Source organism: Brevibacterium paucivorans, from assembly GCF_016907735.1.
Lineage (GTDB): Bacteria > Actinomycetota > Actinomycetes > Actinomycetales > Brevibacteriaceae > Brevibacterium > Brevibacterium paucivorans.
In genome coordinates, this window is record NZ_JAFBCP010000001.1 from 1,333,071 (window position 1) to 1,358,469 (window position 25,399).

Annotated in this window: 15 protein-coding genes; 12 read left to right on the forward strand and 3 right to left on the reverse strand. The window is 58.9% G+C overall.

The features are described 5' to 3' along the window. The first annotated feature begins 294 nt into the window (after window positions 1–294). The 12 genes from JOE56_RS06270 to metE all read left to right on the forward strand — a co-directional run bounded on the left by JOE56_RS06270 (window position 295) and on the right by metE (window position 23,036). Window positions 295–2,031 (forward strand): alanine/glycine:cation symporter family protein, encoded by a 1,737-nt coding sequence (locus JOE56_RS06270; RefSeq protein WP_204515304.1) that lies wholly within the window; start codon window positions 295–297, stop codon window positions 2,029–2,031. 283 nt (window positions 2,032–2,314) lie between these two features. Beyond that, a complete protein-coding gene (hutU, locus tag JOE56_RS06275; RefSeq protein WP_204515305.1) occupies window positions 2,315–4,009 on the forward strand; it encodes a urocanate hydratase in 1,695 nt (564 codons plus the stop codon). 7 nt (window positions 4,010–4,016) lie between these two features. Continuing rightward, complete coding sequence (hutI, locus tag JOE56_RS06280; protein ID WP_204515306.1) at window positions 4,017–5,330, forward strand: imidazolonepropionase; 1,314 nt, start codon at window positions 4,017–4,019, stop codon at window positions 5,328–5,330. Window positions 5,331–5,370: 40 nt separating this feature from the next. Beyond that, complete coding sequence (gene hutH / locus JOE56_RS06285) at window positions 5,371–6,957, forward strand: histidine ammonia-lyase (RefSeq protein ID WP_204515307.1); 1,587 nt, start codon at window positions 5,371–5,373, stop codon at window positions 6,955–6,957. Between the two features lie 103 nt (window positions 6,958–7,060). After that, entirely contained in the window at window positions 7,061–8,281 is a 1,221-nt protein-coding gene (locus JOE56_RS06290; RefSeq protein WP_204515308.1) for an allantoate amidohydrolase, read from the forward strand. Further along, window positions 8,278–9,651: a formimidoylglutamate deiminase gene (locus JOE56_RS06295; RefSeq protein WP_204515309.1), complete on the forward strand. Its 1,374-nt coding sequence runs from the start codon at window positions 8,278–8,280 to the stop codon at window positions 9,649–9,651. The genes JOE56_RS06290 and JOE56_RS06295 overlap by 4 nt, the downstream gene beginning before the upstream one ends. Next, window positions 9,651–10,412, forward strand: a complete 762-nt coding sequence (locus JOE56_RS06300; protein WP_204515310.1) for an IclR family transcriptional regulator — start codon at window positions 9,651–9,653, stop codon at window positions 10,410–10,412. The genes JOE56_RS06295 and JOE56_RS06300 overlap by 1 nt, the downstream gene beginning before the upstream one ends. 348 nt (window positions 10,413–10,760) lie before the next feature. Further along, on the forward strand, window positions 10,761–17,165 hold the full coding sequence (locus tag JOE56_RS06305; protein ID WP_204515311.1) for a YPDG domain-containing protein: 6,405 nt from the start codon (window positions 10,761–10,763) through the stop codon (window positions 17,163–17,165). Between the two features lie 94 nt (window positions 17,166–17,259). Continuing rightward, window positions 17,260–18,438: a folylpolyglutamate synthase/dihydrofolate synthase family protein gene (locus JOE56_RS06310; RefSeq protein ID WP_204515312.1), complete on the forward strand. Its 1,179-nt coding sequence runs from the start codon at window positions 17,260–17,262 to the stop codon at window positions 18,436–18,438. Window positions 18,439–18,596: 158 nt separating this feature from the next. Further along, the gene (locus tag JOE56_RS06315) at window positions 18,597–19,685 is read left to right on the forward strand and encodes an isopenicillin N synthase family dioxygenase (RefSeq protein ID WP_204515313.1); all 1,089 of its coding nucleotides are present in this window, start codon (window positions 18,597–18,599) and stop codon (window positions 19,683–19,685) included. Window positions 19,686–19,692: 7 nt separating this feature from the next. Further along, on the forward strand, window positions 19,693–20,700 hold the full coding sequence (locus tag JOE56_RS06320; protein ID WP_204515314.1) for a methylenetetrahydrofolate reductase: 1,008 nt from the start codon (window positions 19,693–19,695) through the stop codon (window positions 20,698–20,700). After that, a complete protein-coding gene (metE, locus tag JOE56_RS06325) occupies window positions 20,697–23,036 on the forward strand; it encodes a 5-methyltetrahydropteroyltriglutamate--homocysteine S-methyltransferase (RefSeq protein ID WP_204515315.1) in 2,340 nt (779 codons plus the stop codon). The genes JOE56_RS06320 and metE overlap by 4 nt, the downstream gene beginning before the upstream one ends. A 3-nt stretch (window positions 23,037–23,039) precedes the next feature. Here the strand turns inward: metE and JOE56_RS06330 are convergent, their stop codons facing one another. Genes JOE56_RS06330 through JOE56_RS06340 form a run of 3 tightly spaced genes read right to left on the reverse strand, consistent with a single transcriptional unit; the run spans window position 23,040 to window position 25,369 of the window. Next, window positions 23,040–23,696, reverse strand: coding sequence for an HdeD family acid-resistance protein (locus JOE56_RS06330; protein ID WP_204515316.1), 657 nt, complete (start codon window positions 23,694–23,696; stop codon window positions 23,040–23,042). A 46-nt stretch (window positions 23,697–23,742) separates the two neighbouring features. Continuing rightward, on the reverse strand, window positions 23,743–24,579 hold the full coding sequence (locus JOE56_RS06335) for a glutamate racemase (protein WP_204515317.1): 837 nt from the start codon (window positions 24,577–24,579) through the stop codon (window positions 23,743–23,745). After that, on the reverse strand, window positions 24,572–25,369 hold the full coding sequence (locus JOE56_RS06340) for an HAD domain-containing protein (RefSeq protein ID WP_204515318.1): 798 nt from the start codon (window positions 25,367–25,369) through the stop codon (window positions 24,572–24,574). Before JOE56_RS06340 ends, JOE56_RS06335 begins: the two co-directional genes overlap by 8 nt. Between the last annotated feature and the right edge of the window lie 30 nt (window positions 25,370–25,399).

Below are 25,399 nucleotides of genomic sequence, written 5' to 3' on the forward strand. Positions count from 1 at the left end.
CACCTCGGGAAGGGTAGCCAAGTCCAGACAGCGCAAAGCGAGCAAAACGGCGCAATATAACGCGCAGTTTCGCTCGCTTTGCGCCGTTTCAGCCTCGCTTATGTAACGAAAGCGTAACAACAGTGCGTTCGTCGTGTTCCGCCTCACACTGGGCCAAAGCCCAACTGCAACCGCGTGAAAATCGGGCAATGAAGCGGATTCGCGGTGCCAAACTCTAGGCGATCGTTAAGATTGGGAGCGGTGCCCGAAGCCGGATCAACCCTTCGGCCGTAAATCTACCCTCGCACCGATTTTATGAGTCATCATTTATTTGCAACCGCGGCAAACGCGGCTCCGTTTGGTTCGGAAAACCTACTCTCGATTGACGTTCTCGCTGAGTCTGCAGCTGCAGCTGAAAAGTCGGGCATTGACCAGTTCCTCGACAAGGTCTTCGCCCCATTTGCTCAAGTTCTTTCAGACATCGTGTTCTTCGCGCTACCGCTCCCCGGTGGTGCTGAACTCCCCTTGATTGTTGTGTGGCTGATGGCCGCAGCTATCTTCCTCACCGTGTACCTGCGCTTCCAGCCCATTACCGGTTTGACGCACTCGCTTGAAGTAATCCGCGGAAAGCTGACGCGTAAGACTGACCCGGGTGAGGTTTCATCTTTCCAGGCTTTGGCAACTGAGCTGTCTGGAACCGTGGGACTCGGAAATATCGCCGGTGTGGCTGTCGCTATTTCCGTCGGTGGACCGGGTGCAGCCCTGTGGATCATTTTGTTTGGTCTTCTAGCCATGAGCGTGAAGATGGCTGAAGCCACACTGGGTGTGAAGTACCGCGTGGTTCGTGAAGACGGAACCACGGCCGGTGGTCCCATGTACTACCTCAAGGCCGGTCTTGCGGAAATCGGTCGCCCAAAACTGGGTAAATTCCTTTCGACGTTCTACGCAATCGCCGCTCTGATTGGTGTGTTCGGTGCAGGTAACCTGTTCCAGGCCAACCAGGGTGCTGCGGTTCTGGTCAACGCTACCGGTGGTGAGTCCAGCTGGTTTGCTGACAAGCTGTGGCTCATCGGTGTGATCATGGCTGTTCTGGCTGGTCTTGTGATCATCGGTGGAATTAAGAAGATTGCTGACTACACCTCGGCTATTACTCCGCTCATGGCGATTCTGTACATGATCGGAACCATCGCTGTGATCCTGGTGAACATCACCAGCGTGCCCACGGCTTTCGTTGAGATGTTCTCTGGCGCGTTCACGGGTCACGGTGTTGCCGGTGGTTTTGTTGGTGTGGCCATCATTGGTATCCAGCGTGCGTTATTCTCGAACGCTGCCGGTGTTGGTTCCGCTGGTATGGCCCACTCGGCGGTGAAGACTTCGCGTCCGGCGACCGAAGGTTACACGGCTATGTGGGAGCCTCTGGTTGACTCGGTGATCGTGTGTACGCTGACTGCGCTGGCCATCATTACCACTGGCCTGTACAAGCAGGAGAATGACGGTTCGGACGCTGCCGGTGTTGAGTTGACCTCGAGCGCTTTCAGCACTGTTGCTAGCTGGTTCCCGGTTCTGCTCACCATTTGCGTGGTTCTGTTCGCGTTCTCGACTGTTCTGTCGTACTCCTACTACGGCCAGAAGGCGACTGACTTCTTGACTGGTGGTAGTGAAGTTGCTCAGCGCGTATTCCAGGTTGTGTGGATTCTGGCGATCATTGTTGGTGCGTCGATTGGACTGGAGAGCGTTGTGATGTTCTCCGACGCCATGTTCTTCCTGATGAGCGTGCCTAACCTGCTGGGTATCTACTTCCTTGCGAAGGTTCTGCGCCAGGAGATTCTGCACCACAAGGTTCGTGCTGACACCGGCACGCTGCCTGAGATTCCTGAGGATCTGCAGGTGGGTCTTCGCGACCACGAGCCCACGCAGGAACAGGTTTCCTCGGAGGCTAAGCGCATTGCCAAGAAGGAAGCCCGTGAGGACGCCGTGCGTCAGGCCTTCCATGAAAAGACTGAGGAACGCGCCCGAGGTCGTCGCATGTGGAAGCGCGGTCGCAAGGACTGACCGTGTGGCTGAGTTTCGATAACTCGCCAATTCGCATGGCTGTGTGCAGCTAACCGCGCGACCAAACAGCGCGGCCAAGCAGCGCAAAGTGAGCGGTACGGCGCAATATAATGCGCCGTACCGCTCGTTTTGCGCCATGTGGACGTCCAGCATTTCGGACACTTACAGTGTGGCTCCCGTCGCATTTTCAGCGAAAACCGGAGACGATTGAACAAACTCCATGTGGTTTGCTCGGGTGCGTGAGCACAACCGGCACAACCAGAGAACAGCAGAAAGGTTCATCATGTCCTTTACACGTCACGACCCTTCGCGTGTGATCCGCGCGCCTCGTGGTTCTGAAATCACTGCTAAGAACTGGCAGACCGAAGCCGCTAAGCGCATGCTCATGAACAACCTGGACCCAGAGGTTGCTGAACGCCCTGAAGACCTGGTGGTTTACGGTGGCACCGGCCGCGCCGCCCGCAGCTGGGAGGCCTACGACCAGATCGTGTCCACTCTGGACGACCTGGAAGCAGACGAAACTCTGCTCATCCAGTCGGGTAAGCCTGTTGGTGTTCTCAAGACTCACGAATGGGCGCCTCGCGTGCTGATCGCTAACTCGAACCTGGTGGGTGACTGGGCTAACTGGGAGCACTTCCGCAAGCTCGAAGCTGAAGGTCTCATGATGTACGGCCAGATGACGGCCGGTTCCTGGATCTACATCGCAACCCAGGGAATCTTGCAGGGAACCTACGAAACCTTCGCCGCAATCGCTCGCAAGCGTTTCGACGGCACTCTGGCTGGAACCCTGACTGTAACCGCCGGTTGTGGTGGTATGGGTGGTGCGCAGCCACTGGCTGTCACGCTCAACGGCGGTGCCTGCCTCATCATTGACGTTGAGAAGGAGCGCCTGGAACGCCGTAAGGGCAAGCGTTACCTGGACGAAGTTGTGACCGACCTGGACGAAGCGCTCAAGCTGGTCATTGACGCGAAGAAGGAACGCAAGCCACTGTCCGTGGGTCTGGTTGGCAACGCAGCTGATGTTCTGCCTGCCTTGCTGGACCGTCCCGAGGCGGCAGAAGTTGACATCGTCACTGACCAGACCTCGGCTCACGACCCACTGTCCTACCTGCCCGTTGGCGTGTCCGTTGACGACTGGCAGACCGAAGCAGAAGACGACCCAGAGAAGTTCACTCTGCGTGCAGAAGAGTCCATGGCTAAGCACGTGCGCGCCATGGTCGAGTTCCAGGACCGCGGTGCTGAAGTATTCGACTACGGTAACTCGATCCGTGACGAAGCCCGCAAGGCTGGCTACGACCGCGCGTTTGAGTTCCCAGGCTTCGTTCCTGCCTACATCCGCCCACTGTTCTGTGAAGGTCTTGGACCATTCCGCTGGGTAGCCCTGTCTGGTGACCCTAAGGACATCGAAGTCACCGACAAGGCGCTGAAGGAACTGTTCCCTGAGAACGAATCTCTGCACCGCTGGTTGGACGCGGCTGCTGAGTACGTGGAGTTCGAGGGTCTGCCTGCACGTATCTGCTGGTTGGGCTACCGCGAACGCGAAAAGGCTGGTCTGCTCTTCAACAAGCTGGTTGCTGAAGGCAAGGTTTCGGCACCTATCGTCATTGGTCGTGACCACCTCGACTCCGGTTCGGTTGCATCGCCTTACCGTGAAACTGAAGGCATGCTCGACGGCACCGACGCCGTGGCTGACTGGCCACTGCTCAACGCTCTGGTGAACACCTCGTCCGGTGCTAGCTGGGTGTCCCTGCACCACGGTGGTGGTGTGGGTATGGGTCGTTCGATCCACGCCGGTCAGGTGTCGGTTGCTGACGGAACTGAGTTGGCGGCTGAGAAGCTTCAGCGCCTGCTCACCAACGACCCAGGTATGGGTGTTCTTCGCCACGTGGACGCTGGTTACGACCGCGCTGTTGAGGTTGCCGAAGAACGTGGTATCCGCGTCCCTGCAGTAGAAAAGTTGAACAAGCGAGCAGACTGAGGCATTCATGCTGATCATTACGAACATTTCGGAACTGGTCACCAACAACCCGGCCCCTAACGCAACCCCCGCTGACCCGCACAGCGACTTCCTGGGTGTCGTCACTGACGCCACCCTGGTCGTTGAGGAAGGCAAGGTTGCGTGGGCGGGTCCCACTTCGGGCCTGGAAGCGGGTCACCCGCAGGCCGCCGAGGTCGTTGCCACCCAGGCGCGGCAGGCACCTTCCGCGGTCACCGCGGAAGGGCAAGAAGACGGCCCGGCAGACAGTGATGGTCACCGCGTGATCGACGCGGCGGGCCGGGCGCTCATCCCAGGGTTTGTGGACTCCCACAACCACACGGTGTTCGCCGGTGACCGTTCCGAAGAGTTCGCGGCACGCATGGCGGGGGAGTCGTACTCCGCCGGTGGTATCGCCACAACGGTGAAGGCCACGCGCGCTGCAAGTGATGATGAGCTGGAAGCGAATCTGGTACGACTCATGCGTCAGGCCCAGCACTCGGGTACCACCACGTTCGAGGTGAAGTCGGGGTATGGGTTGGACGTTGAGTCGGAGCTCAAGGCGCTTGAGCTGGCTGCGCGTCACACGGATGAAGTGACGCTCATGGCGGCTCACGTGGTGCCTGCTGAGTTCAAGGATGATCCGGACGCTTACGTGGACCTGGTCATCAACGAAATGATCCCTAAGGCCACCACGCACGCCAAGTGGATCGACGTGTTCTGTGAAAAGGGCGCGTTCACAGAAGAACAGACCGCCCGCATTTTGCAGGCCGGTATTGAACACGGTTTGCGCCCGCGTTTGCACGCCAACCAGCTCACTGACGGTGGCGCCCTGCAGTTGGCGGCCAAGTTCAAGTGCGCGTCTGCTGACCACGCGACCTTCGCCAGCGACGCAGATCTGGCCGCGGCTGCCGAATCCGGCACAGTGCTGACCTTGTTGCCCAGCATCGAGTTCTCCACCCGCCAGCCCTACCCTGACGCCCGCCGGTACTTTGAGGCCGGCGTGACGGTTGCGATCGCCTCGGACTGCAACCCGGGAAGCGGGTTCTCAAGCTCCATCCCGTTCTGCCTGGCAATCGCGGTGCGCGACATGCACTTCACGGTGGACCAGGCGCTGTGGGCAGCCACTGAAGGCGGGGCAAAAGCCCTGGAACGTGAGGACGTTGGACACTTGCGCCCGGGCGCACGCGCCGACTTCTCAATCCTGGATGCCCCCAGCTACCGGTACCTGGTGTACCGCCCGGGCGTGCAACAGATCGGTGCGGTGTTCTGTGAAGGCGAATTGATCGCGTCCAACCCGCAACCGTACAGTGTTTCTGCATAAGTTTGCATGATGTAGTGCACCCCAACTGTCAGGAGTTTTGATGAACCCAATTGCGCTTGAACCCGATGAGCTAACGTTTGCGCAGGTGGTTGCCGTTGCGCGTGAGAACGCGCCGGTCGAATTGCCTGAGCACGTCCGCGAAGAGGTCGCAAAGACGCGCACCCACGTGGATGACCTGGCTCAGGCCCCTAAACCGGTTTACGGTGTGTCCACTGGGTTTGGTGCCTTGGCGCAGCGTCACATTCCGCACGATCTGCGCTCGCAGCTGCAGAAGTCGCTGATCCGTTCCCACGCCGCGGGTATGGGGGAGCCAGTGGAGCCCGAGGTGGTTCGCGCCTTGATGCTTCTGCGCGCCCGCACGCTGGCTACCGGGCGTACCGGTGTGAAGGTTGAAACGCTGGAAGCTTACGTGAACCTGCTCAACGCGGGCATCACCCCGTGGGTGTACGAGCACGGTTCGCTGGGTTGCTCAGGTGACTTGGCGCCGTTGTCCGCATGCGCTCTGGTGGTCATGGGCGAGGGTTATGTCCACGATCCTGAAGGCGGTTCGGAACCGGTTGAGGCGGGTCCTGTTCTTAAAGCAGCGGGCATCACGCCGGTTGAACTGGAAGAAAAAGAAGGCCTAGCGCTCATTAATGGTACGGACGGCATGCTGGGAATGCTCATCATGGCGTTGTATGACTTGGAGAAGCTGCTCACCACTGCTGACCTCACAGCCGCGATGAGTGTTGAGGGTCAGTACGGTACTGACCAGGTGTTCCGCGACGAACTGCACCACCCGTTGCGCCCGCACCCAGGGCAGACGGCCAGTGCGCGCAACATGCTAGACGCTTTGCGCGCTTCCCCAATTGTGAAGTCCCACTTCGATTCCACCCACTTGGTGCAGGATGCCTACTCCTTGCGGTGTTCGCCCCAGGTGACCGGTGCTGCCCGTGACGCCGCAGCCTTCGCGGCTCAGGTGGCTGCACGCGAAATCCGTGCAGCTGTTGACAACCCAGTGGTTTTGCCTAACGGGGAAGTGTCGTCTAACGGTAACTTCCACGGCGCCCCTATTGCGCACCAACTGGACTTCTTGTCCATTGTGGTGGCCGATGTCGCCTCAATTGCCGAACGTCGCACTGACCGTTTCATGGACCCTGCGCGTAACCAGGGACTCAACTCGTTCTTGGCCGATGACCCAGGCGTGGACTCCGGGCTCATGATCGCCCACTACACGCAGGCTGCCATGGTGGCTGAAACTAAGCGTTTGGCCACACCGGCCTCGGTTGATTCGATTCCGTCCTCAGCGATGCAGGAAGACCACGTATCGATGGGATGGGGAGCGGCCCGCAAACTGCGCACCGCGATTGAAAACCTCACCCGTGTGCTCGCGGTTGAACTGTACGCGGCAGCCCGTGCCATTGAGTTGCGTGAACCAGAACCGGGAGCTGTGACCGGTGCAGTGATCGCAGAACTCCGCAAAGACGTTCCAGGACCAGGCACTGACCGTTTCATGTCACCAGAGCTGGCTACAACGTACGAGTTTGTGCGTTCGGGCCGTGCCCTTGAAGTCGCAAGCGGGGTGCACCAGTTTGTGCATACGCTCACCGACACAGACGGAACTGTTCTTAACGGTTACGCACTGTAAATACTTAACGGCCCACTCCCACAGGGGTGGGCCGTCACCATTTATCCAGTCACCTTTTAACCACACATACATCCGCTTGATGCGCTGATAATTCGGAGGATCCATGTCAGACGTAGTTTCCCTTCTCAACGACATTTGCGATGTGGGGCGCGATCCGCGTGGCCCCGGATACATGCGACCCGGATTCAGTTCCACCGAACTCAACCTGCGCGAATGGTTCGTGGGCGAAGCGCAGGCGCGTGGCTTGGACATCGAAATTGACCGCAACGGGATCACGTGGGCGTGGGTGACCGCCCCGGGCGACAATGCTGTGGTGACCGGTTCGCACCTGGACTCTGTTCCAGGTGGAGGTGAGTTTGACGGGCCGCTGGGGGTCGCCTCGGCGTTGGCAGCCGTTGACCAACTGAAGGCGGACGGCCGGCTGGAACAGCTTAACCGCCCACTGGCGTTGGCAGTGTTCCCGGAAGAGGAAGGGTCCCGGTTTGGGGTCGCGTGCCTGGGGTCACGGTTGATCACTGGCGTGATCGAACCGGATCGTGCGTTGGGGCTCAAGGATGCTGAGGGGAAGACTTTCGCCGAGGTGGCTTCCGAGGTGGGTCTGAACCCGGACTCGGTGGGGCAGGATAAGGAACGGTTGTCAAGGATTGGTTCGTTCCTTGAGCTTCACGTGGAGCAGGGTGTGGGTCTGATTGATATTGGGCAGCCGGTGGCCATTGGGTCCTCGATTGTGGGGCACGGCCGTTGGAGGTTCACGTTCGCGGGCCAGGGTAACCACGCCGGAACAACACCGATGACCAAACGTGCTGACCCGGTTGTTGCTGGTTCACAGGTCATTGGTGCGATCCCAGCTGTGGTGGCCGGTGTGGATGGTAAGGCCGTGGCGACTGTGGGTCGGACCATTCTGCACCCAGGCGGTACCAATGTGATCGCGTCGAGCATGGATTTCTGGCTGGACATTCGCCACCCGGATGACGGCGTTGTGGGTGCAGTGTTGCGCGCAATCACGCAGCGGGCGCAAGAAGTTGGGCACGACTTGGGTGTCGAGGTGACGGTAAGCCAGGAGTCATATTCGGCGACAACGCACTTCAACAGCGCGTTCAACCAGCGTCTGCAGGGAGTGCTGCCGGAGGCGCCGATTCTGGATTCGGGTGCGGGGCACGACGCGGGAATCTTGGCAGGGTTTGTGCCGTCTGCCATGCTATTTGTGCGTAACCCTACGGGTGTTTCGCATGCGCCAGAAGAAGCCTGTGAAGAAGACGACCAACGTGCTGGTGTGAAGGCGCTGGCTGATGCGTTGGCGATGGAAGCAGGAGTGCAGGCGTGAAAACTCTGTGGTTTGAAAACCTGTATGTAGACGGCCAGGTGATCAACAGCGTGGCCGTGCTTGTTGCCGATGACGGGTCTGTGGCAGAGATGCGGGCTGGAGTGAGCGCGCCACCTGAGGCTGTTACCTACAGTGGTTTGGCACTGCCGGGTGCGAACAACGCACACTCGCACGCGTTTCACCGGCTGTTGCGCGGGCGTACCCACGCCGACGGCGGGACCTTTTGGACGTGGCGAAAAGTCATGTACCGGGCCGCCGAACAGCTCACGCCAGAAAACTACTACCTGCTGGCACGCGCGGTGTACGCGGAAATGCTCACGGCGGGGTACACCTCGGTAGCGGAATTCCACTACGTCCACCACCAGGTAGGCGGCACTCCTTACGGTGGCCACGACATGGAGCTGGCGTTGGCGCGTGCAGCCCGTGACGTGGGGATTCGCCTGGTGTTGCTGGACACGTGTTATCTGACCGGTGGCATTGGGCAGGAGCCCAACGAGCAGCAGGCGCGGTTTAGCGACGGTTCGATCGACGGTTACCTGGAACGTCACGCGGGGCTTGCGACCGCGTTGGCAGATGACCTGGGTGGCGCTTTTGGCGGGCATTCGACGGTTGGGTACTCCGGTTCAGAGGACCCGCTGGTGACGCTGGGTTCGGCGATTCACTCCGTGCGTGGTGTGGCTAAGCCTGATCTGCCCGCGTTTGCTGGGCTGGACGGGCCGTTGCACGCTCACTTGTCTGAACAGCCGGCAGAAAATGAAGCGTGCCTGGAGCACTACGGTGTGACTCCGACCCGTTTGTTGGCCGATGCTGGTGTTGTGACTGACCGGCTGTCAGCGGTGCACGCCACCCACTTGACGGATGAGGACATCAGGTTGTTGGGGGATGCGCGTTCCGCTGTGGTCATGTGCCCTACGACCGAGGCGGATCTGGCCGACGGTATTGGGCCGGCTTCAGCTTTGGCTGGGGCCAGTGCGGTGATTTCGCTGGGTTCAGATCAGCATGTGGTGCTTGATCCGCTGTTGGAACTCCGGGCTTTGGAGGCTGGTGAACGGCTGGGTAGTGGTGAGCGTGGGCGCTTCAGCCCCGCTGAACTGATTGCTGCACTGACTTCTGGTGGTGCGTATTCGATGCACATTCGCCCGGGGGTGGGTGCTGGTGAAACTCAGGTGGCTGATTTCGTTGTGGTGGACACGGAGTCGGTACGCACGGCTGGTTCGGTTGGCGAACAGGTGGTGTTGGCTGCGACTGCCACGGATGCGACTCACGTGATCGTGGGTGGGCGCGAGGTGGCAGCTCATGGTGAGCACGCGCAACTGGGTGACGTGGCGCAGTTGTATGGTGCTGCGTTGCGTGAGTTTGAGCTGGACTGATGTCTCAGGTTCCTGCGCTCAGGCGTGCCGTGGCGATTCTGCGTCATTTAGCGGCGTCGAACCGCCCCATTAGTGCAGGCGCAATTGCGCGGTCTGGGAATGTGCCCAGGTCTTCTGCATATGAGATTTTGAATGTGTTGGAAGAGCTGGGTCTGGTCACCAAGGTCGATGCGGGCTACTTGCTTGGACCCGGGGTTGCGGAGTTGGGGAGCGCGTATTTGCGGATCAACCCGTTGCAGCGCGTGGCGCAAAAGGACGTGCGTGCGCTGGCTGAGCGTGCGCGAGGGGTGGCGCAGCTGGCGGTGATCCGTGGGTGGGAGACCGTGTATGTGCTCAAAGAGCAGTCGGTTCATTCGATGGCGGTGATTACGGCGGCTGGTGTGCATATGCCAGCGTATTTGACTGCGACGGGCCGGGCCATCATGGCGACGATGGAAAAGCGGGATGTGTTAGCGGCGTTGTCGCGTGAGGTGGCGTTTGTGAACCGGACGGGGAAGGGGCCAAGGTCGGTTCATGATCTGATGGGCGAACTGACGCGGGTGCGTACGCAGGGCTACGCGATTGAAACCGGTGAGGTGACGCCAGGAGTGTGGACGGTAGCAGCGCCGGTTTATGACGCGGCTGGACGGGCCGTGGCAGCTGTGGGACTGACGCTGCCGGACAGCGACTATTCACAGGACCGGGTCAGTGAAGCAGCAACGATGTGTACCCGTGCGGCATCCAACGTCACGCAACTCATTGGCGGGGGTTTGAAGACGTAGAGGCGGGAGTTTTTCGCTGGCTTGTTACCCGCGAGGAAACTTTTGGTCATTTTGTTCACATGATGGACGTTGACTGTGCGTTCCGTGGCGAAGACGGCTCGTTGCCTGCCCGTTACCCTTCTGACCAGCAAGTTTACTGATCGGTAAGGAGGTGAAGGTTGCTGTGACACCGCTGGGATCGCCTGTTTTATGCGGTTTGGGTGGCGGTTATTCATGAGCTGTTCAACATCTCCGCGGGTGAAGCGTCTTTATTTTGTTACGATTATGAACGACGTTTAAAGAAGTTTGTGCATTCACTGTGTGTGGGCATTGAGCAATGGTGCCCCGGCAAGAATGGGAAGGAAAAGAATGCGTCCAATATCACGTAAGCGGAGTCTCCGCGTTGCGGCAACTGGTCTGACTCTCGCAATGGCAGCGGCATTCGCGCCCGGTGCTGTCCCGTCTGCACTTGATGCCCCAGCGGCTGCGAATACGCTGCTCGAGCCAGACGCTGTCAATTCGCCTGGTGAAAGAAATGCACGGCAGACTGTCAACGGCAACGTCTACTGGGACCGTGAAGGAACCCAGTCGACTAAGTCGGGAATCGACACTCCTCTTGAGAACGTCACGGTCTACGCCCAGTGGATGGATGAACGTGTCAAGGGCTATACCGTTTCGCCTGTCTACAAGACGACTACCCGTGCAGACGGCTCATACACGGTGCACTTCCCAACCTATAAGGATGCGGCCGGTGTCGAGCACAAGTTCACCGCAAATCCATATCAGAAGCTACGAGTGTGGATCGAAAATCCAGATGCCGATCGCTTTCAGGTTTCCTTCCAGGAAGGCGACGGAGTATTCAAAGACTCCGTCAACCGGTACAACTCCACGTGGGATGTTGCAACGAACCGAGTTAACGAGCAAAACATTGCACTGACCGAACGGCCACAGACCTGGCTAAGCCTGCCTGAAGCGCAGCGTACCGAATCAGAGGCCGAACAGGACCGTGGAAATATCAAAGGGCGTGTCTTCTGGGATCAGCAAAATTATATTGGTGGCGGAGATGTTCCTTCATACAACTTTGCTCACGGCGACGTTGCCATTCCCAAAGCTAAAGTTATCGGGTCGTACCTCCGGGACGAAGTAGTCAATGTTCTGGAAAAGTGGAAGAAAGACAACCCTGGTTACACTCGCGAACAGTTTGTCCAAGCGCAGAAGGACGCAATAGCTAAGTTTGAGACCGACAATCCGGGTAAGTCGGCAATTGCTGAAACCGTGACAGCTACTACGGACGCCCAAGGACGGTACGTTCTTCAGTTCAAGGGTACGTATGGAGTCTCATCGACGAACATCGGGACTCTTCCAAATGAGGAAGCCAAGAAACTCTTCCACACCGTCGCCGACTCTGCCGCCGCTGGACGATGGGCCACATCGGGAGGAGACGTTGCTCAAGGCGTGGGTGCAGGGAAAGTCTCAAAGCACATCAACCGCGACTACGTATACGTGTATCTGGAGACAGATGAGTCTGCGAACGTCAACCCAGATAACTTCCGTCAAGCCTACTTCCAGGATCCAGCATGGGATGCACGGTATGCAACAAAGCCTGAGTATGGTGACATCGAAAACTCAGACTTTGCACTGAAGCCCTCAAAGCCGGGCTTTGATGTTGTTGATTACAACACCACCGACAAGCCTGCTTTCAAGGGCACCACGGTGCAGACCAGGACTGTTGGCCTCGTGCCGAATTCGCCGTACACCATCCAGTGGTACGACGCCGCCGGAAATAAAGTCGGAACCAAGTGCGATGTCACCACCGATAACTTCGGCGCAGCTAAGTCGTGTCCGCTGACCGTTCCGGACACTGCTAAGGCCGGAGACGTCTACACCGCTATGGTGCTTCTCCCTGACGGTACGCCGTACCTGGATGATTCGTTTATCGTCCAGGACCCGATTGCAAATTCCATAGACCCCGAGTACGAAGGCAAGTTCGTTGTTCCGGGTGAGGAAACGAAGTCGTCTCCGACATTTAAGGACAAGGACGGTAAGGACGTCAAGGCTCCTGAGGGTTCGAAGTTCTCGATTCCTGAAGACTTCGAGGTTCCTGAGGGCTACGAAGTTTCGATTGATGAGAACACTGGTGAGATCACCGTTACGTTCCCGGACAAGTCGAAGCTGAACAAGGACACTGTCGAAGAGTTCGATGTTCCTGTCACGGTGACCTACCCTGACGGCAGCACCGACAAGACGGATGCGAACTTCAAGCTGGACACCGATGGTGACGGTGAGCCTGACGTTACGGATCCGGATGATGACGGTGACGGCATCCCGGATGATGAGGACAGCAACCCGAAGGTTCCTAACCAGAACACCATCTACGAGCCTGGTTACGAAGATGGTTCGGGTAAGCCTGGTGAAGACGTCAAGATTGACGAACCGACCTTTAAGGACAAGGACGGTAAGGACACCAAGGCTCCTGAGGGCACCAAGTTCACCCCTGGTGAGAACGCTCCTGAGGGTGTGACCATCGATGAGAACACCGGTGAGATCACGGTTCCGATCCCTGAGGACGCTAAGCCTGGTGACAAGATCACTGTTCCTGTGGAAGTGACCTACCCAGACGGTTCGAAGGACACTGTTAACGTCACTGTGACCGTTGAGAAGCCTGACACTCCTGCGCCTTCTGAAAAGGACAACGAGAAGTTCGAGCCTGGTTACGAAGATGGTTCGGGTAAGCCTGGTGAAGACGTCAAGATTGACAAGCCTGAGTTCAAGGACAAGGACGGCAACCCAACTGAGGCTCCTGAAGGAACGAAGTTCACTCCTGGTGAGAACGCTCCTGAGGGTGTGACCATCGATGAGAACACCGGTGAGATCACGGTTCCGATTCCTGAGGACGCTAAGCCTGGTGACAAGATCACTGTTCCTGTGGACGTGACTTACCCAGACGGTTCGAAGGACACTGTTGACGTCACTGTGACCGTTGAGAAGCCTGACACTCCTGCGCCTTCTGAAAAGGACAACGAGAAGTTCGAGCCTGGTTACGAAGATGGTTCGGGTAAGCCTGGTGAAGACGTCAAGATTGACGAACCGACCTTTAAGGACAAGGACGGTAAGGACACCAAGGCTCCTGAGGGCACCAAGTTCACCCCTGGTGAGAACGCTCCTGAGGGTGTGACCATCGATGAGAACACCGGTGAGATCACGGTTCCGATTCCTGAGGACGCTAAGCCTGGTGACAAGATCACTGTTCCTGTGGACGTGACTTACCCAGACGGTTCGAAGGACACTGTTGACGTCACTGTGACCGTTGAGAAGCCTGACACTCCTGCGCCTTCTGAAAAGGACAACGAGAAGTTCGAGCCTGGTTACGAAGATGGTTCGGGTAAGCCTGGTGAAGACGTCAAGATTGACAAGCCTGAGTTCAAGGACAAGGACGGCAACCCAACTGAGGCTCCTGAAGGAACGAAGTTCACTCCTGGTGAGAACGCTCCTGAGGGCGTGAAGGTTGACGAAAACACCGGTGAGATCACGGTGCCGATTCCTGAGGACGCTAAGCCTGGTGACAAGATCACTGTTCCTGTGGACGTGACTTACCCAGACGGTTCGAAGGACACTGTTGACGTCACTGTGACCGTTGAGAAGCCTGACACTCCTGCGCCTTCTGAAAAGGACAACGAGAAGTTCGAGCCTGGTTACGAAGATGGTTCGGGTAAGCCTGGTGAAGACGTCAAGATTGACGAACCGACCTTTAAGGACAAGGACGGTAAGGACACCAAGGCTCCTGAGGGCACCAAGTTCACTCCTGGTGAGAACGCTCCTGAGGGTGTGACCATCGATGAGAACACCGGTGAGATCACGGTGCCGATTCCTGAGGACGCTAAGCCTGGTGACAAGATCACTGTTCCTGTGGACGTGACTTACCCAGACGGTTCGAAGGACACTGTTGACGTCACTGTGACCGTTGAGAAGCCTGACACTCCTGCGCCTTCTGAAAAGGACAACGAGAAGTTCGAGCCTGGTTACGAAGATGGTTCGGGTAAGCCTGGTGAAGACGTCAAGATTGACAAGCCTGAGTTCAAGGACAAGGACGGCAACCCAACTGAGGCTCCTGAAGGAACGAAGTTCACTCCTGGTGAGAACGCTCCTGAGGGTGTGACCATCGATGAGAACACCGGTGAGATCACGGTGCCGATTCCTGAGGACGCTAAGCCTGGTGACAAGATCACTGTTCCTGTGGACGTGACTTACCCAGACGGTTCGAAGGACACTGTTGACGTCACTGTGACCGTTGAGAAGCCTGACACTCCTGCGCCTTCTGAAAAGGACAACGAGAAGTTCGAGCCTGGTTACGAAGATGGTTCGGGTAAGCCTGGTGAAGACGTCAAGATTGACAAGCCTGAGTTCAAGGACAAGGACGGCAACCCAACTGAGGCTCCTGAAGGAACGAAGTTCACTCCTGGTGAGAACGCTCCTGAGGGCGTGAAGGTTGACGAAAACACCGGTGAGATCACGGTGCCGATTCCTGAGGACGCTAAGCCTGGTGACAAGATCACTGTTCCTGTGGACGTGACTTACCCAGACGGTTCGAAGGACACTGTTGACGTCACTGTGACCGTTGAGAAGCCTGACACTCCTGCGCCTTCTGAAAAGGACAACGAGAAGTTCGAGCCTGAGTACAAGGATGGCTTCGGCCAGCCTGGTACCAAGGCTCCGATTGACGCTCCGACCTTCACTGACAAGGACGGCAACAAGGTCATCGTTCCGGAAGGCACCAAGTTCGGCACCGACAAGGACGGCGTGGAAGTTGCTGAAGACGGATCACTGAAGGTCCAGATTCCGGCTGACGCTAAGCCTGGTGACGAAATCAAGGTTCCTGTGACCGTGACTTACCCAGACGGTTCGAAGGACAACGTCGACGTGACAGTTACTGTCACCGACCCTGACAAGAAGCCTGAATGGGGCGACGACGAAGGTGCACCCGGTGACAAGGTAACTGTCCCGAACGAAGGTGGCGACGTTCCAGAAGGTTCAACCACTGAAGTCGAGGGTCCTGGTAAGGCCGAAATCGATGAAAACGGCAACCTTGTCGTTGACATCGAGGAAGACGCCAAGCCTGGTGACAAGATCGTTGTCGAGGTGAAGGACCCAGAAGGCAACACGATCGACGAATCGACCGTGACTGTTACCGAACCGCCCGCCCCTGCTGAAAAGGACAACGAGAAGTTCGAGCCTGAATACGAAGACGGCTCGGGTAAGCCTGGTGAAGACGTCAAGGTCGAGAAGCCTGAGTTCAAGGACAAGGACGGTAAAGAAACCAAGGCTCCTGAAGGAACGAAGTTCACTCCTGGTGAGAACGCTCCTGAGGGCGTGAAGGTTGACGAAAACACCGGTGAAATCACCGTTCCGATTCCTGAGGACGCTAAGCCTGGTGACAAGATCACTGTCCCTGTGGACGTGACTTACCCAGACGGTTCGAAGGACACTGTTGACGTCACTGTGACCGTTGAGAAGCCTGACGCTCCTGCTGAGAAGCCGGACTGGAAGGACGACAAGGGTAAGCCTGGCGACAAGGTCGAAATTCCGAACACCGGTGGCCCAGTCGAGGACGGCACCACCGTTGAAACGGAAGGCCCTGGTAAGGCTGAAATCGATGAAGACGGCAAGATCGTTGTTGACATCAACGATGACGCTAAGCCTGGTGACAAGATCAAGGTTGTTGTTAAGGACAAGGACGGCAAGGTGATTGATGAAGTCACCGTGACCGTCGAGAAGCCTGGCGACAAGAAGCCTGAGGCTCCTGCTCCTGCTGAGAAGCCGGACTGGAACGACAACAATGGTAAGCCTGGTGACAACGTTGTGATCCCGAACGAGGGTGGCAAGGTTGAAGATGGCACCACGGTTGAGGTCGAAGGTCCTGGTAAGGCTGAAATCGACAAGGATGGCAACATCCGCGTCGGTATCGACAAGGACGCTAAGCCTGGTGACAAGATCAAGGTTGTTGTTAAGGACAAGGACGGCAAGGTGATTGATGAAGTCACCGTGACCGTCGAGAAGCCTGGCGACAAGCAGCCTGACGCTCCTGCTCCTGCTGACAAGCCGGACTGGAACGACAACAAGGGCAACCCTGGTGACAACGTTGTGATCCCGAACGAGGGTGGCAAGGTTCCTGACGGCACCACGGTTGAGGTCGAAGGTCCTGGTAAGGCTGAAATCGACAAGGATGGCAACATCCGCGTCGGTATCGACAAGGACGCTAAGCCTGGTGACAAGATCAAGGTTGTTGTTAAGGACAAGGACGGAAAGGTGATTGACGAAGTCACCGTTACCGTCAACGATCCAAAGAAGACCGACGCTGAAAACTACCAGCCTAAGTGGAACGACAGCACCATCAAGCCAGGTGACACCATCACCTTGCCAAACATTGGTGACAAGCTCCCGAACGGCACCACCCTTGAAATCAAGGGCAAGGACCTGCCAAACGGCTGGGGTGTACAGATCGACAAGAATGGCGCCATCAAGGTAACTGCCCCAAGCTGGGCGAAGCCAGGCGACAAGGTCACGATCCCTGTCCACGTCACGTACCCAGACGGATCGACTGAAGTTGTATACTTCACCGTCACCGTTACAGGCGACGCAGACAAGGGCGGAAGCAACGACAAGGGTGGCCCACTGCCACGAACCGGTGTGGAAGTTGGAGCAGCACTTGCTGCAGCAACCGCACTGATCGCAGGTGGTATCGCACTCATCGCGCGCTCACGCCGTCGCAACAACTAAAAAGCCACGGCGCAAGCCATAGCTAACAAACCTTAGGGCGTCCCTCACACGAGGGGCGCCCTAAGCGCTTCCAGCCACCCATAAACTAAACACCATGGTTGCCACAAACGACCCCCACGACGAACCGTTCTTCCGCGAATGGAACGCCCACAAACAGCTCACCCGGTCCCGTACCAGATCAACCCAACTCCAACAAGCACTCGACCTCACCCGCACACTGCCCGTCCCAGCCATCCTCATCGTTGGCTCCAAAGGCAAAGGAACAGCGACAGCGGCAGCCACCTCGGCGCTGGCAAAAAACGCCACCGTAGGCACCATCACCAGCCCACCACTACGCCACAACCGCGAACGCATCCGCATCAACGGCCGCGCAATCAGCCACGCAGAATACGCGTGCATCTCCGAAATCGCGCACAACGCAATCCACTCCCTGCCACCCGTCACCGACGGATACCTGCCACCATCGGGCATATACACACAAGTGGGCATCGCATACCTACTCCAACAAGGCGTCGACTATCTGGTCATCGAAGAAGGACTGGGCGGACTCAGCGACGACGTCTCCCTCTTCGACTACCCCACTGTTGGGATCACCCAAATCTTCATGGAACACGGCGACATCTTGGGCAACTCCATTCGTGCGATCACCCGTGACCTGCTGGGAACCATCACACCCGCAACCACCAACATCGTCACCCACTACAACCAGCCACAAGAAGTGTGGGACTATCTAGAGGGACGCGAACCTGAACTGCCAGAACTGGAGCTACCGGAACCAGAACTTGTGCACGCGTCCACCATGACAGCGACGAACCTTGAAATCGGGGCACGGGCCGCCGCCACGCTCACCGGGCGATACGTGCCGATCGGTGAACAGGAGCTCATACTGCCTGCCCGCGCATCAACACACACGCCACCGCAATCTGACGCCCTGTGGATGGTGGACGCTGGAATCAACCCCGAAGGCATCCAGCACGCACTCACCCGTGCAACAGAAGAGCTAGGCCACTTCCACGTGCTCGCAGGACTCCCAGATGTCAAAGACGTAGACGCGTGCCTGGAAGTCCTGGAGCCACTGCCTGTCACGTTCGTAGGTGCAGGACGCGACTACCTGGACTACACGCACCTGGCCACGTACGGGCCAGTGCTCACGGTCGAAGGCGCCTGCGAACAAGCCCTGGCATCAGGGAAAAACATTCTGGCCGTGGGCACCATGTCGTTCGCGGGGGCAGTCCTTGAGTTCCTCGACGCCCCCACCCACTTCTGGTGGTAAGGGGATCCGGGCGTGATGGCCCGTTTTTGACGCTACGTGACACACTGTTGCACGCATGTGACACCAAAAGACGCGGTGTGACACCACTGCCAGCGCACCTGCTTCTCTAAACCTAGCGTAGGCTCCACAGTCACTCACCTCAGACCAAGGAGCACGCAATGTCACTGTCTAGCCTTCCAATCCTCGATCTGTCACTGGCTGACGATCCACAGCACGCGGACGACTTCCGTCGACAACTCCGCGACGTCACCCACTCAGTAGGGTTTTTCTACCTCACCGGGCACGGCATTCCCGCCTCGGACTTCACTGATCTCCTGGAGACCGCCCAGCGGTTCTTCGCCCTGCCAGAAAAAGACAAACTCAGTATCGAGAACACCAATTCGCCCCACTTCCGCGGCTACACCCGCGTGGGCGGGGAACGCACGCTGGGTAACGTGGACTGGCGCGAACAGATCGACATCGGCCCACACCGTGAACCCATCAGCGAACCACTCCACACCTACGACCGGCTCACCGGCCCTAACCTGTACCCGGAATCACTCCCAGAGCTCAAAACCGTCACCGACGCATGGCACAAAAAACTCACCGTCGTAGGCGAACGCTTGCTGTCTGAATGGGCTCTGAGCCTGGGGCAGCCCGCAGACGTTTTCGCCTCTGCTTTCGCCCACGACCCAGAGTCGTTCATCAAAATCATCCGCTACCCGGCACCTACCGTGACGCCTGCTGAAGTGACCGCCGAGGCGGCAGCGACCAACGCTTCCAAAGAAGGAACCGCTGAGGAAAGTGCGATCACGCAAGGTGTGGGTGCGCACCGTGACGGCGGTGTGCTCACCTTGCTGTACCCTCAACCCGGCACCACCGGGTTGCAGGTGAACTACCAGGACACATGGATCGACGTCGAACCCATCGAAAACACCTTCGTGGTCAACATTGGCAAACTGCTGGAAGTGGCCACCGGAGGGTACTTGCGCGCAACCGTCCACCGGGTGCTGCCCACACCTCCTGGCCAAGACCGCATCTCCGTTCCGTTCTTCTACAACCCGTCCCTGCGTGCCAGCCTGCCAGAGCTCACACTTCCTGAAGAGCTCGCCTCCCAGGCACGCGGCGTAAGTGCTGACGAACGCGACGCGCTCTACGCCGTCTACGGCGAAAACGCGCTGGAATCCCGGCTCCGTTCCCACCCGAACGTCGCCGCCATCCACCACGCAGACCTCCTTGACACCCCCACCCGTACCCACGCGAGCTGAGGTACCAGTGACCACACTATCTGCTTCAGCACCCCTCGATACCCACACCTCGGGACCTTCTGCGGGAACCACGCTGGTGGGCGCTTCGCAAGAAAAGGTCCGCCAGCAAGCGGAATCACGTCTGGCCTTGTCCTTCGAGGTCATGCCACCCAGGAGCGCGGAACAGAAGGAACGGTCAGGGGAACTCCTGGACCTCCTGGCGTCCTATGACCCCGACTATGTGGCGGTCACCTCGGCGGTGCGTACCGGATGGTCAGCAGGAACAGCTGCGTTCATTTCGCAACTGTCAGCCACCACGCGCCTGCGCCCACTAGCCCACCTGGCATGCACCGCAGCGCCACGCGAAGAACTGGTCACCTGGATCGAACGCTACATTGACTCAGGTGTACGCGGGTTCTTGGCGATCCGCGGCGACTTGGCGCCGGGGGCTACCGCTCCTCCCGCCGGGCACTTGGCGCATGCCGACGCGCTGGTCACGCTGTTGCGCTCGGTCGAACGCAACCAGGTGGCCCGCCTGTGCGCAGGTCGCTTCGCTATTGGGGTCGCCGCGTACCCCAGCGGACACCCCGAGTCCAAGCGGCCAGAAGAAGACATCGATGTGATGGCTGCCAAACAACGCAACGGCGCCGACTTCGCCATCACTCAACTGTTTTTCAACCCCGCCCAGATCACCACAATGTCCCGCCGAGCTGACCTAGCCGGCGTCACCCTACCGATCATTCCCGGCATCATGCCCATCACCGGAAGTGCCCGGCTCACACGCATGTGCCACCTGTCAGGCCTCACCCCGCCGGCGTACATCGCGCAGGCTTTGGCCGCGGCGGGTAGCCCGGCTGAAGAGTACGAAATTGGGTTGAGCCTGACCGCCGACTTCGTCGAAGCCTTGGTCGAGGTAGGGGTTCCCGGCCTGCACTTCTACACCTTCAACGACCCAACAACTATCACCGAACTACTGGCACGCCTGAGCCCCCAAACCCGCGCCAGGCTGACAAACAACCGAAAGGACACACCATGACCAGCACCTCGAGCACCCCATTCCCTCACGCAACAGTGACCGGACTTCCACGGATCGGCCCACGCCGTGAACTCAAGCGCGCACTTGAAGCGCTGTGGGCCGGCACTATTGACGAAACCGAATACGCAGAAGCAGCACACAGCCTGCGCCTGTCCTCCTATGACCGGCAGCGTGACCTGGGCCTTGTGGCCGACTATGCGATCCCCGGCGACTTCTCCGCCTACGATCAAGTTTTGGACGCGGCACTGACCGCTGGGCTCGTGGGGGAGGACCCCACCGGCACTGACCTGGGTGAGTACTTTGCGCTGGCCCGTGGCACGGCCCAGCAGGCGCCATTGGAAATGACCAAATGGTTCGACACGAACTACCACTACCTAGTGCCCGAGGTCGCTGACGACCGCACGTTCACCGCCCGCCCCCAGCGGATCCTGGAACTCGTCGACGAAGCGCGCCAGGCAGGGCACACGATTCGCCCCGTCCTGTTAGGGCCGGTGACCCTGTTGGCCCTGTCGAAACCAGCTGAGGACGCTACCCGGCAACCACTTGACCGGCTCGACGAACTGGTAGACACCTACGCTGAACTGCTCACAGCCCTGCACACCGCTGGGGTGGAATGGGTGCAGATCGACGAACCGATCCTGGTGACCGACCTCGACGAGATTTCAGACGAGGACCTCGCACAGCGCGCAGGCCAGGCGCACGCACGGCTGCTGGCCGCTACAGACCGCCCGCAGGTCCTCATCACCGCCCCCTACGGTTCCCTGCGCGCAGGGCTGGACAAGCTACTTGAGGCGGGCCCCGAGGCGCTCGGCGTTGACCTTTCCGCTGCCACCCGCCGTGTTGACCCTGACTGGCTAGACCGGTTGAAGGCCACGGACTTTGGGGATGCCCGCCTGGTCGCCGGCGTGATTGACGGCCGGAACATTTGGGCAGCCGATCTCGAAGCTGAGCTTGCCGTACTGACATCCTTGCAAGGTGGCGGCCACGATGTCTCTGTGTCCACCTCGACCTCCTTGCTGCACGTCCCGTACATGGTGAGCGCGGAAAAACGACTCCCCGTGGACGTGGCCGGTTGGTTGTCCTTTGCAGAAGAAAAAGTCACGGAAATTGAAGCGCTCGCAGCTGCCTTGGATGCCCATGGTGAGGGTGCTGCGGACCCTGTCAGCGTCCGTGAGGCTGCTTTCAGCCGCTCAGCCCGGGCGGTGCGCACGCGCGCCGAATCCGAACGCGTGGTTGATGAGCAAGTGCGGGCGCGGGCGGCTAGCATTGGTGAGCGCCGCACACGCGTTGGCAGTGTTGAAGAGCGCCGTCAGGCCCAGGAGTCCCTTGGCCTGCCGCTGTTGCCCACCACAACGATTGGGTCGTTCCCTCAAACGCCCGAGGTGCGCCAAGCTCGCGCCGCCCTGCGCAGTGGCCGTATTTCTGAGGACGAATACACGGAAACCATGCGTGCAGAGATCGCTCAGGTCGTGAAGTTACAAGAGGAGCTTGGGTTCGACGTCATTGTTCACGGTGAACCCGAGCGCAACGACATGGTGCAGTACTTCGCTGAGCACCTAGCTGGTTTCGCAGTGACCGATAACGGTTGGGTGCAGTCATACGGAAGTCGCTGTACCCGCCCACCCATCCTGTTTGGTGACGTTCACCGGCCAGAACCCATCACGGTTCCCTGGTCGACCTATGCTGCCAGCTTGACCGATAAACCGGTCAAGGGGATGCTCACCGGCCCGGTGACGATCCTGTCGTGGTCGTTCGTGCGCGATGATGTGCCACTGTCAACGGTGGCTGAGCAGATCGGGTTGGCACTGTCCGACGAGGTTGCTGAACTGGAATCGGCTGGAGTGCGGATCATTCAGATTGATGAACCGGCGCTTCGCGAGTTGCTACCGTTGCGTGCAGATAACCGTGCGGACTACATCGCTTGGGCAGTGGATGCGTTCCGCTTGTCGAGCATCAGTGTGGATCCAGGTACGCAGATCCACACGCACTTGTGCTATTCGGAGTTTGGCCAGGTGATCGCTGCGATCGACGCTCTGGACGCGGATGTCACCAGTATTGAAGCTGCTCGGTCACGCATGGAACTGTTGGCCAGCCTGGACCCTGAGGAGTTCGATCGGAGCGTGGGCCCAGGTGTCTATGACATCCATTCGCCACGTGTGCCTACGGTAGAAGAACTCACTGGTTTGCTCGAGGCTGCGATCACGCACGTGCCACGTGAGCGTCTGTGGGTGAACCCGGACTGTGGTCTTAAGACTCGTAAGTATGAAGAAGTGCGCCCAGCGTTAGCGAACCTGGTAGAAGCGCGTAACGAGGTGCGCGCCAAACTTACGGTGTGAACGTTAGCGATTGATCTCTGGCGGGGTGTCGTCGTTGCCCGTGTCTTCTACGGTGCCTTCGATGACGTCGCCTCGGCCGTCATTGTTGGGGTTGGAGTACGCGCGCTCACGGTCTTCCAGGTTCTGCGCGGTGTTGCCGAACTTGAAGCCCAACGCCAAGCACGCAGCGCCAACGAGGAGCAGGACCACGGACACCAGTGTCAGCAACGCCAGAGTGCTTTCACGTGGGAACATCAAGATCACGACCGAACCCACGAATGCCAACACGCCACAGACCACAAACGCGATCCACGAACGGTTCCCCGTAGGTTTAAGGACCAAACCGGTCATGAGCAGTCCCGCACCAATGAGGAACACAGCCAGGGACACGATCACCAGAATGATCGACGCGAAAACACCGGGCATCATGGCGATGATGATGCCCAGGAGGATTTGAATGATCCCCTTACCCACTGACAGTTGAGCACCGGGCATGCGCCGTGCGCGCCACCATAAGAAGAGCGAAAAGAGACCGTCAGCGAACAACCAACCGGCGAAAATGTATGCCACGACAACAAACGACTGCCCCGGCCACACCAGGATTGCCAACCCGGCTAGTACTGCGAAAATACCCTGCGCTAAGAAAAAGTTACGCGCCTGACGGTAAATCAGCGAGAACATGTCACTCCTTTAAGCATGTACCTGTAAAGCGCTATACGACTCTGAATTATTCCGTTTTATCCTGTAACGCCAACAGCTCACGCCCCACACCGTAGGCCCCCACTGCTGGGGGTAAATGCCCTGGTCGGCCGGACAAAAACACGTGTGTGAGCCGGCCAGCCGAACTACTCGAAAGGGGAAGGGGCGCGGGTGCTGGAACGACCTCGGCGGGGCCCTCAGAAACCACCTCAACGGCGAGCCTGCGCGCCAACTGACGGGCAACCGCCTGGGGTGAATCAAACAGGGTGACGGGACGGTCAAACGCTGCCTCAATGCGGTCTGCCACCAGCCCGTAGTGCGTGCACCCCAGCACAATGGACTGGGCTTCCCGAGGTGTCGCGGTGACGGCGGCGGAAAGGGCGATGTCGATGGTTTCCGGGCCGGCGGAGTCGATGGCCTGGGCCAGTCCGGCGCACGCCACCGGGTACACGTTGATATCGCCCGCGTACATGCTGATGAGCGAGCGTTGGTACGCGCTCCCCGTGGTGGCTGTTGTGGCCCACACCGCGAACGGAGCGCCGGTGGCCGCCGCAGGTTTCACCGCTGGGACCGTGCCGATCACCGGGATGTCGGGTTCGAACTGTTCACGCACCGCCGATAGCGCGTGCACACTGGCCGTATTGCACGCGATCACCAAGGCGCGGGCTCCCGCGTCAACGAGCGTGCGGGCGGAAACCAGTGCGCGTTCCTCGATCTGTGCCGAGGTGAGCGCGCCATACGGGGCAAAGTCAGGGTCCAGCGCAAGGGCCAGGTTCACAAGGGGGAGTTCATGGTGTACGGCCACCGCGAACGGCACCAAACCCAGGCCCGAGTCCAACAGGCCGACGGTGGGGGAGCTACTCATTTGAGCTCGGAGCGGTAGGTGTGTCCGGGTCTGGGCCCGCGTGCGGGGTGCTGGCCGAGGTCTCTGGGTCCGGTCCCGCGTGCGGGGTGTTGGCCGGGGTCTCCGGGTCTGGGCCCGCGTGCGGGGTGGGCTCCGGGTCGAACGTAGGTTGGGACGTGTCCGATTCGCGTTCAGCGTCAGTGTCGCTGTCTGCGTCATGCGCCGGGGCAACCACGAAGTCACTGGTGTTCATGGGCTCCGAACCGCTAGGGCGCGGGTACGAAAAATCTTCAATCGACGTGACCTGCTCTTCAGTTAACCCGAACTGAAACTCCGGTGCGATCAACAGCATCCGGTTCCGATACGTCTGCTCGAAATACTGGCGCGTGTTCTCATGCGCCAAGTCGTCATCGACCCACACCGCGCGCTTGCCCGGGTTGTCAGCCAGCCACTGTTTTATGGCAAGGGACTTCCACCACTTGGTGTGATCCCCGGCGTGACGGTTATACGTGGCATCCGGCATCTCGATGATGGGATAGGAGCGTTCAAACTTGAGCTTGGGCTCAATCTCAGTGCGACACAACGCCGACCACGTTGACAGCCACACGATGTCAGCGTCGCGAGTCTTCACGATCTTCTCTAGCGCCTTAATGATCTTGGGCCGAAAATGCAGAATGTAATTCCACGCCTGCACTTCTTTACGGCCCTCTTTTTTGAACCGCTTACCTTCAACGGGAAACGAGTTCAGCACACCGTCCACATCCAGAAAAATTGTGATGTGACGCGCCCTGCGACGGGCAGAATCCTTCATGTGCGACTCCGAGCGAATTTGGCAGGCTTA